Origin of the sequence: Loktanella sp. DJP18 (assembly GCF_049310965.1) — a bacterium.
In the GTDB taxonomy this organism is placed as follows: Bacteria; Pseudomonadota; Alphaproteobacteria; order Rhodobacterales; family Rhodobacteraceae; genus Loktanella.
This window is the reverse complement of sequence record NZ_JBMERN010000111.1, coordinates 1-12432: the sequence shown is the minus strand read 5'-3', so window position 1 is coordinate 12432 and position 12432 is coordinate 1. Positions and strand designations below refer to the sequence as shown.

15 protein-coding genes are annotated in these 12432 nt (G+C 60.9%); 7 read left to right on the top strand and 8 right to left on the bottom strand.

The annotated features are described in order from the left end of the window. Positions 1 to 340 precede the first annotated feature (340 nt). The 4 genes from ACOI1H_RS20170 to ACOI1H_RS20155 all read right to left on the bottom strand — a co-directional run bounded on the left by ACOI1H_RS20170 (position 341) and on the right by ACOI1H_RS20155 (position 2989). Positions 341 to 784 carry a c-type cytochrome gene (locus tag ACOI1H_RS20170; RefSeq protein ID WP_422439685.1) on the bottom strand — a complete coding sequence of 148 codons (444 nt, stop codon included), beginning with the start codon at positions 782 to 784 and terminating at the stop codon, positions 341 to 343. Positions 785 to 946: 162 nt separating this feature from the next. Beyond that, positions 947 to 1444: a DUF411 domain-containing protein gene (locus tag ACOI1H_RS20165; RefSeq protein ID WP_422439683.1), complete on the bottom strand. Its 498-nt coding sequence runs from the start codon at positions 1442 to 1444 to the stop codon at positions 947 to 949. A 1-nt stretch (position 1445) separates the two neighbouring features. Next, positions 1446 to 2042, bottom strand: coding sequence for a WD40/YVTN/BNR-like repeat-containing protein (locus ACOI1H_RS20160; RefSeq protein ID WP_422439682.1), 597 nt, complete (start codon positions 2040 to 2042; stop codon positions 1446 to 1448). A 443-nt stretch (positions 2043 to 2485) separates the two neighbouring features. Beyond that, positions 2486 to 2989, bottom strand: a complete 504-nt coding sequence (locus ACOI1H_RS20155) for a hypothetical protein (protein ID WP_422439681.1) — start codon at positions 2987 to 2989, stop codon at positions 2486 to 2488. Positions 2990 to 3093: 104 nt separating this feature from the next. Here ACOI1H_RS20155 and ACOI1H_RS20150 point away from each other — a divergent pair, with 104 nt between their 5' ends. From ACOI1H_RS20150 to ACOI1H_RS20135, 4 genes are all read left to right on the top strand, one after another. Continuing rightward, the gene (locus ACOI1H_RS20150; RefSeq protein WP_422439679.1) at positions 3094 to 3372 is read left to right on the top strand and encodes a metal-sensing transcriptional repressor; all 279 of its coding nucleotides are present in this window, start codon (positions 3094 to 3096) and stop codon (positions 3370 to 3372) included. Positions 3373 to 3382: 10 nt separating this feature from the next. Continuing rightward, on the top strand, positions 3383 to 4714 hold the full coding sequence (locus ACOI1H_RS20145; RefSeq protein ID WP_422439678.1) for an MFS transporter: 1332 nt from the start codon (positions 3383 to 3385) through the stop codon (positions 4712 to 4714). Positions 4715 to 4941: 227 nt separating this feature from the next. After that, entirely contained in the window at positions 4942 to 5370 is a 429-nt protein-coding gene (locus ACOI1H_RS20140; RefSeq protein ID WP_422439676.1) for a YqaA family protein, read from the top strand. Between the two features lie 165 nt (positions 5371 to 5535). Beyond that, positions 5536 to 5907 (top strand): hypothetical protein, encoded by a 372-nt coding sequence (locus ACOI1H_RS20135; protein ID WP_422439675.1) that lies wholly within the window; start codon positions 5536 to 5538, stop codon positions 5905 to 5907. Positions 5908 to 6020: 113 nt separating this feature from the next. On the opposite strand, the gene ACOI1H_RS20130 is transcribed toward ACOI1H_RS20135, so the two are convergent. After that, positions 6021 to 6842, bottom strand: a complete 822-nt coding sequence (locus ACOI1H_RS20130; protein ID WP_422439673.1) for a tellurite resistance TerB family protein — start codon at positions 6840 to 6842, stop codon at positions 6021 to 6023. Positions 6843 to 7024: 182 nt separating this feature from the next. Between ACOI1H_RS20130 and ACOI1H_RS20125 the strand changes: the two genes are divergently transcribed. Both ACOI1H_RS20125 and ACOI1H_RS20120 read left to right on the top strand, forming a co-directional pair. Continuing rightward, on the top strand, positions 7025 to 8392 hold the full coding sequence (locus tag ACOI1H_RS20125; RefSeq protein WP_422439672.1) for an alkaline phosphatase D family protein: 1368 nt from the start codon (positions 7025 to 7027) through the stop codon (positions 8390 to 8392). A 152-nt stretch (positions 8393 to 8544) separates the two neighbouring features. Beyond that, positions 8545 to 9153: a plasmid pRiA4b ORF-3 family protein gene (locus tag ACOI1H_RS20120; protein ID WP_422439671.1), complete on the top strand. Its 609-nt coding sequence runs from the start codon at positions 8545 to 8547 to the stop codon at positions 9151 to 9153. 284 nt (positions 9154 to 9437) lie between these two features. On the opposite strand, the gene ACOI1H_RS20115 is transcribed toward ACOI1H_RS20120, so the two are convergent. The 3 genes from ACOI1H_RS20115 to ACOI1H_RS20105 are packed head-to-tail and all read right to left on the bottom strand — an operon-like array spanning position 9438 to position 10335. Continuing rightward, positions 9438 to 9677 (bottom strand): hypothetical protein, encoded by a 240-nt coding sequence (locus tag ACOI1H_RS20115; protein WP_422439670.1) that lies wholly within the window; start codon positions 9675 to 9677, stop codon positions 9438 to 9440. Beyond that, complete coding sequence (locus tag ACOI1H_RS20110; protein ID WP_422439668.1) at positions 9674 to 9883, bottom strand: DUF1127 domain-containing protein; 210 nt, start codon at positions 9881 to 9883, stop codon at positions 9674 to 9676. Before ACOI1H_RS20110 ends, ACOI1H_RS20115 begins: the two co-directional genes overlap by 4 nt. 20 nt (positions 9884 to 9903) lie before the next feature. Continuing rightward, the gene (locus tag ACOI1H_RS20105) at positions 9904 to 10335 is read right to left on the bottom strand and encodes a hypothetical protein (protein ID WP_422439666.1); all 432 of its coding nucleotides are present in this window, start codon (positions 10333 to 10335) and stop codon (positions 9904 to 9906) included. Between the two features lie 262 nt (positions 10336 to 10597). On the opposite strand from ACOI1H_RS20105, the gene ACOI1H_RS20100 reads away from it, so the two are divergent. Beyond that, positions 10598 to 12106, top strand: coding sequence for an alpha/beta fold hydrolase (locus ACOI1H_RS20100; RefSeq protein ID WP_422439665.1), 1509 nt, complete (start codon positions 10598 to 10600; stop codon positions 12104 to 12106). Positions 12107 to 12432 lie beyond the last annotated feature (326 nt).

Sequence of the window (12432 nt, the reverse complement as noted above, 5' to 3'; positions counted from 1 at the left end):
CTAATAAACGGCCACCTGCGTTACCGCAGTTCCGTCATATCGTTTGAACACGGGCGGTGGGACAGCACTTGCGGGATTGCTTTTGCCACATGCGGCTAATGCTGCGAGCATAGCCAGCGACGCATTGCGACGATTGAAGAACTGCATCGAATGAAAATCCTGCCCGGGAAGTTTTGAGACTTTCGTCCCAGCAGAAGCGGTTGACCGCCTTCTGACTGATTGATGTCACAATAGACTGGGATACTCTGCGCCTCAACTATCTTTCAGCCTGCAAACGGTCAGGTCGGCTGTGACATTTTACCACAAAGTTCGCGGTGCCAATCATGCTACGCAAGATTTTCTAAGGGTCGGCAAGATCGTTGGCGGTGACCTCTGCTTGAAAATCACGCTGCCGGTCAGGCCAGGTGCTTTTGATGTAGGCCAGAACGTCCGTAATCTCTGCATCGCTCAGGGTGCTGCCGAACGCTGGCATATCGCTCTCATACCCCGGGATCACGGCATCCAGTCCCGACTTGATAATTTTGAGTAGAGCCGCATCGGGATGGTGCCACGTATGGCCGGTTTCATCATGCGGGGGCGCAGGCATGCGCCCCGTGTCCAGTCGGCGACGCCAGTCAGACTGACCTTCTAGGTTGGCACCGTGGCAAGAGGCGCAGTTCGCCACGTAGAGGGCCTTTCCTTGCGCGGTCCTGTATGCGCCGGACGACGCAGATAGGTTTGCATCATCCAAAGTGACCGTGTCATCCTGGGTCTGTGCTGCGGCAGCTAGCGTGATGAGTGCCATGGCTACTCCTATCACGGTGGAACGAAGCATCGATCTCATGCGGGTTGCCGGAGATATTTGATCAGCGCCATCACGCTCAGGACCAGCACCGCACCGACTACAAGCATAAGGACGTCGCACCCTGCCATCATCATGTCCGTCATCATCTCAGTCATTTAAAGCTCACTCATTCGAGTAGACGGAAACGCCGTCCGCGTTGAATGCGTAGATTTTCAAGGCTCCGATTTTTCCCGCCATGCCGGGCGCGTTTTGCGGCATCCCCGGCAGGGTGATGCCAATCACATCGGGGCGCTCTGCCGTCAGACGGTCGATGATCTCAAAAGGCACGAGACCACTGACGTAATAGCCGTCGACCTCTGCCAAATGGCACCCCAGCCCCTCTTTGGGCACGCCTACCGCAATCGAGCGCTTGTCGAAGTCCCGGTCGTCGATACGGGTCACAACAAAACCGTTGTCCTCCATGTAGTCGGCGTAGACATCGCAGCATCCACAAGAAGGATCCCGCCAGATCGCCATGCGCCGATTTGCGGGTACTGCATCCGGGAGAGCTGTTATGCCGTTGGCGGTGGGACTTTGCTGCGCCGTTGACGCCGTGGGGCGCAGGCCTGCGAGTACAGCGGCAACGGAGAGGGCGGAGCCCAAAAGATATCTGCGGTTCATGTCAGTTTTCCTGTGTGAAGGTGAGGGGGGACCAGGTCTGGCCGCCATCTCGCGACTCCGCGATGCCATCGGTCCGGGCGGCTACGAGGTGCAGGGGGTCTTGTGGATCGACGGCCAGTGCGGTGACGACCGTCGGTGATACCAGCGACCAATTTACGCCGGCGTCTGACGAAGCCCAGAGGCCTGTCGTCGACCCTGCGTAAATCTGCGAAGGCGCGGCATTGGCGACCCCAAGGTTGCGGACGGGTGAACTTGGCGGAAAAGGGGCCGTCGATGCAGATGTTTCACCGGCCACAATGGCATCCATCGCATCGCCTGCAGTGACGTCCTGCCAGCGGCAAAAGCAGTCCGGGACGCGTGTTAGGCCGACATCTGTGCCGGCATAAAGCCAGATCCCGCCCATGCCGGATGGGCTGCCGACCGATATGAGGCTGAGTACGTCCTGTTCTGTGCCGTCAAGGTACGGGCGATCCATGACGAATGCCCAACTCTCGCCTGCATCTTCGCTGCGCCACAGCCCGTCGCCGGCAACTGCGGCGTAGAGTGTGTCCGGTGCGGCGGCACCCATCGTGACCGATAGAACCGCGGCAAGGGGCAAGCCCGTTCCGGCATCGGTCCAATTAGCTCCGCCGTCTACACTCCGGCGTAAACCACCCCCGCGCAGTGCGGCGAAAATCATGGCTGGACGGTCCGGGTGGCTGGTCAATGAGAACACGGCACCAGGACTCGGAAAATGAGTTGCACTGTCACTGTCCAACCGCCATAGGCCAGCGTCCAAGGCGACGACGACGGACCCCTGGTCGAAGGTCAGTGCCTGAACTCTGAGCCGGTCAGTATCGGCGTGAGACATCTGGGGAGCGGCTATCGCCACACCGATGGCTGTAGCACCAATCAACAAAATACATCTGCGCGTCACCTCGCGCGAAAAGTGGTTCAACATTGATGATGATCCTAAAGGGAAACGAGTAAATCGTCCGCAGGCTTGCCGCTGCGCGGCAGGCAATGCGATAGCGGCCCGTCATCCGTTCCGGATGCGGCCGCTCAGATCAGGATCGTATCTCGTGGAGGTGAAGGCTCGATGCCGGGATCAAACCCATGCAGGCCCGAATTCACGACTGGAGCCGGATCCACGTCGCGCTTCTTGACCGCAGTCACGCTTGGGGCAGAGGCAAAGAGCAGAACGGGTGTCGTGCAGTCCAAATCGCAGGCCGCCGTATCTGTCGGGCTTGACAGACAGGCGGGGCAATTCTGGTCTGAAACGGAATCCGCAGCCATGGCATGCGACGCCATGCGGACAGGCATCTGTGCGGTTGCGGCATCATGCATCAGGATCCCGCCCAGCAGGGCAAGCGAGAGGCAGAGCGTGACAAGACGGATCCAATTGCGCATGGGACCCAGATAAAGGCCGGTTCGCTTCCTGTCTATCTGCTGACGTGAAACCTTGTTCACGATACTATGATGCAATGGCTGGTGAAGCTGTTTTGCTCCCCTGAAATGTGGATCGCTGACTGGGCTGCCGCCGCGAGGATAAGGATCGTTATGCATCGCAGGACAAAATTCACCTGTTGTCTCACGCCGCCGGATTCCACAGAACTCTGTCGCCCTTACGCTCGCTTGCTTTATCCCCCCCGGGAGGATATTATTTTGGGATGACAGACATGACCACCCATGCGACCCACACCGACATTGTGAAGCGGCTGAAACGCGCCAACGGCCATTTGCTGAGCGTCATCGGCATGATCGAGGGCGGGCGGCCCTGCACGGATCTCGCGCAGCAGCTGCATGCGGTTGAGAAAGCGATCGCGCAAGCCAAGCGAACATTGATTCAAGACCACATCGATCACTGCCTGGATGCCGCCATGACCGCTGATGATCCAGGTGGGCCTTCAGCAATCGCCGAATTCAAGGCCATCTTCAAATATCTGTAAGGTCACACCGATGCTTTCCGTTTTGGCCGACCGCACTTATCGCCACCTGTTTCTGGCGCAGATCGTGGCCCTGCTGGGCACTGGCATGGCAACCATCGCACTTGGCCTGCTGGCCTACGATCTGGCAGACGACCGCGCGGCACTCGTTCTGGGAACGGTGTTCACGATCAAGATGGTGGCCTACGTGGGCGTCGCACCCATCGCCGGAGCCTTTGCAAACCGCTGGCCCCGCCGCGCCATGCTCGTCAGCCTCGATCTGGTCCGCGCGGTCGTCGCACTTTGCCTGCCGTTCGTCACCGAGATCTGGCAGGTCTATGTCCTGATCTTTGTGCTGCAATCGGCCTCGGCCGCGTTCACCCCGACGTTTCAAGCCACGATCCCCGACATCCTGCCGGAAGAGGACCGTTACACACGCGCCCTGTCCCTCTCACGGCTGGCCTATGATCTGGAGAATCTGATCAGTCCGGCACTGGCCGCGATCCTGCTGACTTTCGTCAGCTATCAGGTGCTGTTCTATGGCACCGTTATAGGATTCATCGGCTCCGCGCTGCTGGTGGTTTCGGTACTTCTGCCAAGTCCGCAACCGACCGCGCCCCGCGGCATCTATGACCGCACTACGCGCGGGCTGCGCATCTATCTGGCGACGCCACGGCTGCGGGGGCTGCTGTCGCTGAACCTTGCCGCCGCCGCGGCCGGGGCAATGGTTCTCGTGAATACCGTCATTCTGGTCAAATCCAATCTTCGTTTGGGCGACACGCAAGTTGCCATGGCGCTTGGGGCCTTTGGTGGCGGCTCCATGCTGGCTGCACTGGTACTTCCTCGCCTTCTCGACAACCGGCCAGATTGCCCGGTGATGATCGCTGGCGCATCAAGTCTGGTCATCGTGCTGCTGGCGTTGGGCTTGTGGGTCGCCGTCGCTGGCCCCGTATGGATCGTCCTGCTCATGGGTTGGCTCACCATCGGCATCGGCTATTCGGTTGTGCTGACACCGTCAGGTCGCCTTCTGAAACGATCGGCTCACCCTGAAGATCGCCCTGCAGTTTATGCGGCCCAATTTGCGCTGTCGCACGCCTGCTGGCTGCTGACCTATCCGCTGTCAGGGGGGCTGATCACGGCCTTCGGTCCCGTCGTCGCGTTTATCGTTTTGGCACTGGTGGCAGGCGCAGGACTTCTGGGTGGGATGCTGCTTTGGCCACGGGAGCTCGACACTGCGGTCGAACACCTCCACGATGACTTGCCGCAAGACCACCCACATTTGCGTGGCCCTACACGACACAGTCATCCCATTGTCATCGACGATTACCATCCGCACTGGCCCCGTGCAGGCGGCGCACAGGGTTAGGCGCGTCAAGCCGCACCACTCTGCAAGATTGAACTTTGAAGGTGAGGTGCGGCAGTGACAAAGGTGCGCGCCATTAGGCTGACGGGTCTTGGCGCATCCAACGATAAAGCCGACTTTACTCCAAAGTTCGGTTTATCTGGCATTGCCACCTCCAAATGGTCATGTAGCGGAAGATGGGCTCACGCCATATGTCCCCACGTCAGAGTGCATAAGTCGCTTTTTGAAGCATGATCGCCTACGTTTTTCTATTCAGTTCGGCCCTCGTAGCGGCGTCGGTTTTCCCGATGCAGTCGGAAGCCGTCTTGGTTGCGTTCCTGGCAACAGATCGTCACTCAGTAATAGCTCTGATCACTGTCGCGACGGTCGGAAACGTGTTGGGATCTGTCATCAATTGGTATTTCGGGCGATATCTGTCGGGTTTCAGAAAAAGACGATGGTTCCCGAGTTCAGACGAGCAACTGGAACGCGCTCAGATTTGGTATCGTCATTATGGCAGATGGTCGCTTCTGGGGAGTTGGCTACCAGTGGTCGGCGATCCATTGACCGTCGTCGCGGGCTTGATGAAGGAGCCCCTCGTACCCTTCGTTCTGCTCGTCACAATTGCAAAAGTAACAAGGTATGTCCTCCTGGCGGCGATAGCATTGGCTTGGTTCTAGGTTTCTAGATCGAGCGGTAGGAGTTCTGAACGCCGCGAAACTTCGCGTACAGCACATTGAATATCGGGGGCAAACCTAGATAAGCCACACTCATTTCCAATCCGGTAACCGTGCGTCGGATGGACAATCATCCGGCCGGTCCGAAATCGCCGAGATGACGAGTATTTGGACAACTTAATTTATGGACGGCTTTACGGAATGCAGGGCAGGCTCTCGCCCAAAATCGTGCTGAAACTGCGACAAGTTGAAGTGCTGCAAGGGCAAGGCAAATCAGTGCAGGAGACCGTGCGGCAGATCGGTGAGACGATACAGACCTACTATAGGTGTCGCAAGGAGTATTGTAGCATGAGCCGCGATCAGCTCAAACGGCTGAAAGAGCTGGAGGCTGAGTATACCCGGCTCAGAGGTGCCGTGTTGGATTTGACGCTGGACAAGATGATACTGGCCGAGGCTGCACGGGGAAGATATCTCAAGCCCTTGCCTCGCCGCCGACATCGAGCCGGTCGCAATCGGCGACAACATGGAAATTTGCCATGATCGCAACCTCAGCGTTGATGTAAAAGCCGGATTCGGTCGCGAAGAAGCTCTCGCCAGATGGGACCATCGTCGTGACAACGGTCGGGGCTGGCTTGGGTGCAGGGGCCGAGTCATCAACCTTCGAGGTTGCTTGCGACCTGTGTGTCCAGATGGTTCACGAGATCGGCAGGCAGGTCCAGCGCCTGTGACAGGTTGTGCAGGAAGGCCATCTCGGTCGGTTCGTCGGGGTTAATGGCGACCCGTGCCGCCAGATATAGTTCGGCAGCCTGTTCTCGGTCTGCCGCCAGTGCCGCGATCTGCGTCGGAGACGGCGGCCGCTTGATCGCGTCAAATATGAATGCCTTGCCCTCGGCATCAAGGCCACCGCGGTCGGCTGCGTCAAAGATCACATTCTGCTCGTCCGCGTCGATATGGCCGTCGGCATTCGCCGCCGCGATCATCGACCCGATCAGCGCGAGCGCAAAGGGTTTGCCGTCGGCTCCGATGACGGGCGCGAAACGTGATCCGTCCTGCGGCACGTCGTCCAGCGTCGCCATGGAAGCCTGCGCCACTTGCTGCCCGTCCTGCCAGTTCTGGTAGGCTCGATGGGCAAGGGCACCCAGCACGGCTGCGCCGCCATGGCTCAGCATGCCGCCACCGCCGAAGCCCTTCTTGCGTTTCTTTTTCTTGCCTCCCAACACCATGCCCAGCAGACCGCCCGCGGCAAGCCCGCCCATGGCCGCACCAGGCACGCCCAGCCCGCCGCCACGCTGCGCGGACGATCCGCCGCCGCCGATCGCCGACCGTAGGAGGTCGCCAATGCTGTCGCCGCTCTGGCCCGCAAGGCTGCCTTGCTGCCGTGTGGCCAGCCCGGCACGTCCTGCCAGCCGGTCACCGCCGAGGCTAGCGGTCGCATCGGGTCCAAGAAATTGTTCCAGCAGCTTCTGCACGTTCATGGGTCGTATCCTTTCGATTTGTCCACAAATGTGGACCCGCAACCTGCGTTGCAAGATGCGTATCCGTGATGGCGCGGCCCTTGCAGGCGCGCAGCGGTCGCTCTAGCTCGCATCGCATGTCCGGTTTATGCCCCGCCATCACTGGCCCCATCCTGTTCCTGGACGACCTCCGCGACGGTTGCATGCATTTGGCTGCCTTGTTCATCACGAACCGGCACGTCGTGCCCCCGCCGGTCACTGCGCCGAAGGGGACGGCTTCACCCACGTGCATCGCGACGTTTGCCGAAGCTGCCGTCTGGCGTATCCGGTTCACGCTGCCGGCGGACCGAGCCTCGTTGTACGATTGGAACGGCGAATCCTATGCAGTGGCCAGCGACATGTCGGGCGATCTGCGGGCCGCCTTCGTGTCGTGCAACGGCGAGGAAGTCGGCGACCTCGACCGCGACGGGTCGGAGCGAAACGTGATGTGGGCGCGGATGCGCGACGATCACGGTCGCCAGCCCCTGTCGTTGCTGCTGCACGGCGGCGACCAGATCTATGCCGACGAGATCACCAAGGATCACAGGCTGTGCGCGGGGTGGCCCAAGGACCTGCCACGCAACCCGTCGGCAGATGCGCTGGCAGATCTGCGGCACCACCTGCGGCAGCGTCTGTTCGAGCGGTATGCGCAGATCTACGCAGCACCTCCCTTCGCCTGGCTGGCCGCACGGGTGCCCTCACTGATGCAATGGGACGATCACGACATCTGCGACGGGTGGGGGTCGCTGCCCGCCGCCGTCACCGCCTCACCAGTCGGTCAGACCCTGTTTGCGACGGCGCGCGAGGCGTTCCTGATCTTTCAGCATGCGGCGACTGACGGCGATCTGCCGGCACGCTTCGCCGATCCCGCGGGGCAGCATCTTGGCTGGTCGGTGGCCGCAGGCGGGATGCGTATTCTCGCGCCCGACCTGCGGTCGGAACGGACGCGCCACACGATCATGGGCCCCGGGGGATGGGCGATGATTGATACGGCGGGGCGCCAAGACGCCGCTGGGCATACGCTGTTGATGTCGAGCGTTCCGTTGCTGGGTCCGCGGCTGTCATTGCTGGAACTGGGGATGCGCATCGTGCCGCGCATGCAAAAGTATGAGGACGACCTGCGCGACCAGTGGCAAAGCCGCGCGCACCGGGACGAATGGTGTCGGATGCTGCGCCTCGTGCGCGACATGGCCAGGCGCGACGGTCAAGACCTGACCGCGCTGTCGGGCGAGATCCATCTGGCAACGCGAGCGGTCATGGATCTGGGCGGGGGTCTGCACCTGAACCAGCTGGTGGCATCGGGCATTGCCCATCGTGCCCCACCTGCGGCCTGGGCGCGGTTCCTAGGGGCGCTGGCGACCATTGGCGATGCGCCGTTGCCAGACCATCCGATCCGGATCGTAGCCTTGCCGGGGCACCGCACCCGTTATTTGGCCGAACGCAACTACTTGCTGCTCACTCGCGCAGACAGGGCCTGGTCGGCACGGTGGAACCTGGAGAAGAGTGGTCTGACGCCACCTCTGCCGCTGTGACGGCACGCCGAAGGTGAGCGCGCCTCGTGACTGTGGCTGACATTCTACTGCACGAAAGCTTGTGTCTTTAGCGCATCGCGCCATTGATGGCTTCAACGGAAAAGGCAGAAGTCGAACCGACCTGCTCGTATGGCTATCATGAAGGAGAAACCATGGTCGACCAGATCGCTCGACTTCGCGTAGAGCTTTTGCACATAGAGCCCCGCATCTGGCGCCGCATGGACGTCGGCTTAACCACAAACTTGCGGGCCCTGCATGAACTCGTCCAAGCGACCATGCCTTGGGAAAACGATCACCTCTACCAGTTCACAATAGGGGAGCGCGTCTATGGCGAACCCAGTCCCGAGGACATGTCCTGGGGTCATAAGGTTTACCACGCCAAAAATATGCGCCTGGAAGCGTTGGTCGCGCGCGGCATCACCGAAATCGACTACACCTATGACTTCGGTGACAACTGGCAACATCGTATTTCTATCGAACACGTTAGCAGCGCCGATCCAGATATCGACTATCCCCTGTATCTGGATGGCGAACGGACCGCGCCGCCTGAAGATGTCAGAGGTCCGCCTGGCTTCATGGATTTTGTAGAAGCCATGGCCAACCGTCGTCACCCGGAGCACAAGGATATGATCCGCTGGTATGGTCGACCGTTTAACCCAGTGGATTTTGGGGAATCTGCCGTCGCTGAAACTGTTCGAGACATTGCGGCAAAACGGAGGGTTGCGCTGGAGGCATTCGAGCGGAGTCGTCGGAAGCGTTAGGTTGGGCTGAGTTCATATAGCGGACGACAGGGCACCGAACCTCGCTGCCGATGCGGGCAGACCCACCGCTTAGGGACCCTGATGCGAGGTAGAACATCTTAGTCAGTCCAGTTAGCGCCAATGGCTTAGCCAATCTCGGCGAGGCTACCTTGCCGCGACGAGGATCTCGGCGACTGAATTGCTGACTCGGGTGTTCGCGATCGGCCCAGAGTCGACCTCCAAGACCTGTTCAAGATGCTGCTGTGCAGCCCGTCATTGCTGCCAATCATGCAGAGCGCAGCATTTTATCCGGTGAAACATCGGTCAGCGGACGAAGCTGCCCTTAGGTAAACCTGACCCACGTTTAATTCGCCTGCGACGGACCCTGGCGTCAATAATGACGACGCGGGCGTCGCGGTCAGGTACTCGGCGGCCACCCACAGGGCGTTCATTCCGGCGATGCTGGCCCCCATGATGCAGAGATCGCAGGTTTCCTGGGGCATGATGTCCGCGTTGGCGAAAGTGAGTTTGACGTGGCCGGTCACCACTCGCCCCTGCGGCGGTTCAAGTCACCCCGGGTGAGGCCGATGTCCTCGAGCAAATAGTCGGGCAGGGTTTCGATGTGCCGTGATTGTCGCCAGGTATCGTTGAGGTGGATGAGGGATTTGATGAACCCGCTGCGCCGGGCAGGACGAACCGTCGTGCGGGGGAATTGGCCGATGAGGCCTTCGAAGAAGGAGATCGTGTACATAGAAATTTGCCTTTCGGGGCTCAGACTGGTTTGGAGGCGGTGCGCGGCAGTATGTCGAATGTCGGCGCGTCGAGGCGGTTGGCTGCTTGAGTGCCTGCCAGTGTGGCGCGGGAGGGTGCACCAGCCATCGCGGCCAGCGCATTCTCCCTGGAATGGTGGACAGCCAGCAGATGGACGAAGCCCACCCGGTGCAACCAGTCGCCCAGATCGGGACTGGCCACGACGGCGAACTTCCGTCTGGTCGCCTGCATGAGTTTCGCCGCGACGACGAGGCCGCGGACACCGGGGCGGGCCAACGCGACCCCCTCGGCGAACTCGACGATCAGCTTGCTCCGTCCGGACCGGGCCCTCGCCACCAAGAGGTCGCAGAGGGCCCCGGTGTCGCACGCATCCACCTCGCCCTCGATCCGGACCAGATCAACATCGCCAATCGTTTCAAATCCTGTTTTCAATTTGTGACTCCTCAATGAGAAACTGCGTTCCGCACCGAGAGAAGGCGGCCAACGCAGTTCCATCTGACTAGAATGGTGCCATCCGAGGACGGCCACCCGGTCATCCCCGGGCGATGACGACCCTTTCGCCGTCCCCCGTTGCAGCGAGCGTTGTCACGACCGTTGTAAGATCGGTGAGCATCCGTTGTTTTTTCCGGCGCCGAGCCGTATTCTTCCGCCCGTTGAGATTGCCTTCGCCCCGGGGCAGCCCCATAGTTGGCCTATGTCTGATGGCTCAGAAATCAATATCTCGGTTCTGGGCGAATTGACCGTTCGGAACGGTCATGGCCAAGTCGAGTTGCCCGCTTCCCGCAAGGCCCGTGCGCTGCTCGGTTTCCTCGTGACCACGGACCGCCCACACCGGCGCGAGCGGCTCTGTGAAATGTTCTGGGACCTGCCCGATGACCCGAAGGCTGCCCTACGCTGGGCGCTAAGCAAGCTGCGCAAGGTGGTCGACACGCCCGACCGGTCACGCATCATCGCCGACCGCGAGAGGGTGCGCTTCGACGGCGCGGGTGTGGCCGTCGACCTGCGCGACCTACGTCATTGGCTGAAGACGGAGCCAGATATGTTGAGCCCCGGTCAACTCGAGTCGGCCTCAGCGGCCTTGGGGGAGGTCGTGCTCGACGGGCTGGATGGAGCCGGCGACGACGCCTTCGGCTCTTGGCTCATGACCGAGCGGCAGGACGTCCTGGCCGATCGGGTCGAGGTCCTGCGCCGTCTCGCGGTCCACCGGGAAACGTCCCCGGGGGCGGCCCGCAAATGGCAGCGGCTGCTGCAGGAAATCGATCCGGATGCGGAACTGACGGAACCGCCGCGCGCCGAGCCGCAGGGTCCAGATTCAGCGCCCAACGCCTCCGATCATGCAAACCTGCGGGCGCACCTGCGCGAGCAGCGGATCGGTTTCTGCAATGTCCGGGATGGTACCAAGATCGCCTTCGCCACGGTGGGACAAGGACCGCCACTGGTGAAGGCCGCGAACTGGCTGACACATATCGAGCACGACTGGAACACGCCGATCTGGGGCGCCTGTTTCGCGGAGATCGCCCGCGGTCGCACGTTCGTGCGCTACGATGAGCGCGGCTGCGGGCTGTCGGACTGGAACGTGGCGACGCTGGATTTCGACGCCTTCGTCGCCGATCTCGAGGCAGTGGTCGAGACGCTTGGACTCGAGCGGTTCCCGCTGCTGGGTATTTCGCAGGGCGCGGCGGTCAGTATCGAATACGCCGCGCGCCACCCCAACCGGGTCTCGGGACTCATCCTAATCGGGGGCTATGCCTCGGGTTGGCGGCACCATGCCAATGTCGAGGAGATGGCCCGGCGCGAAGCTGTCCGGCAGCTCACTGAAGTCGGTTGGGGTACGGACAACCCGGCGTATCGCCACATCTTTTCCCAGACCTTCATGCCGGGAGCCGCCCCGGGCGACCTCGACTGGTTCGATGAATTCCAACGGCTGACGACCTCGGCGGCCAATGCGGCGCGGTTTCAGGACGCCTTCGGAGACATCGACGTCCGCGATCGGCTGGCGCATGTAAAAGCGCCGACCATTGTCCTGCATTCGACCGGCGACCAGCGCATCCCGATCGAACAAGGCCGCCTCATAGCCTCTGCTATTCCTGGCGGCCGCTTCGTGCCACTCAAGAGTCAGAACCATGTCTTGGTGGACTATGAGCCCGCTTGGCGAAGTTGCATGGCGCAGTGCCGTGAATTCCTTTTGGAGGTCGGAGCCTGATTCATTACTGTAGCGCAGCGGAAGACTACGCGTCCCGCTCACCCGCTACTTCCTCACGGAAGGAGGTTGTGCTCGGCAAGAGCGGACACCCCTTGCCGTGACGAATGGGCGTCGATGGGCAGGTCAATTTGTCGTGCCCTCTGCTGCACACGCAAATTTGGAACTGCGCATCGTGATCAAGATAAGGCTCACTGCCGCCTTCCGCACCGCAGAAAGAATCCCCATTCTTTCGTTTGTCCGAATGTCGGCTTGCGCCGGAGGGCCAATCCGGGCTCGCACTCGCAGCGAAGGTCGGCTTTCCGCCCTTTGTGTCGAAGCCCCCGGTA

Coding starts and splice junctions, on each gene's coding strand:
- ACOI1H_RS20145 (WP_422439678.1), top strand. CDS start 3,383: ATGCTTTCCGTTTTGGCCGACCGCACTTATCGCCACCTGTTTCTGGCG.
- ACOI1H_RS20150 (WP_422439679.1), top strand. CDS start 3,094: ATGACAGACATGACCACCCATGCGACCCACACCGACATTGTGAAGCGG.
- ACOI1H_RS20125 (WP_422439672.1), top strand. CDS start 7,025: ATGCATTTGGCTGCCTTGTTCATCACGAACCGGCACGTCGTGCCCCCG.
- ACOI1H_RS20130 (WP_422439673.1), bottom strand. CDS start 6,842: ATGAACGTGCAGAAGCTGCTGGAACAATTTCTTGGACCCGATGCGACC.
- ACOI1H_RS20100 (WP_422439665.1), top strand. CDS start 10,598: ATGTCTGATGGCTCAGAAATCAATATCTCGGTTCTGGGCGAATTGACC.
- ACOI1H_RS20165 (WP_422439683.1), bottom strand. CDS start 1,444: ATGAACCGCAGATATCTTTTGGGCTCCGCCCTCTCCGTTGCCGCTGTA.
- ACOI1H_RS20120 (WP_422439671.1), top strand. CDS start 8,545: ATGGTCGACCAGATCGCTCGACTTCGCGTAGAGCTTTTGCACATAGAG.
- ACOI1H_RS20155 (WP_422439681.1), bottom strand. CDS start 2,989: ATGCATAACGATCCTTATCCTCGCGGCGGCAGCCCAGTCAGCGATCCA.
- ACOI1H_RS20110 (WP_422439668.1), bottom strand. CDS start 9,883: ATGTACACGATCTCCTTCTTCGAAGGCCTCATCGGCCAATTCCCCCGC.
- ACOI1H_RS20140 (WP_422439676.1), top strand. CDS start 4,942: ATGATCGCCTACGTTTTTCTATTCAGTTCGGCCCTCGTAGCGGCGTCG.
- ACOI1H_RS20170 (WP_422439685.1), bottom strand. CDS start 784: ATGGCACTCATCACGCTAGCTGCCGCAGCACAGACCCAGGATGACACG.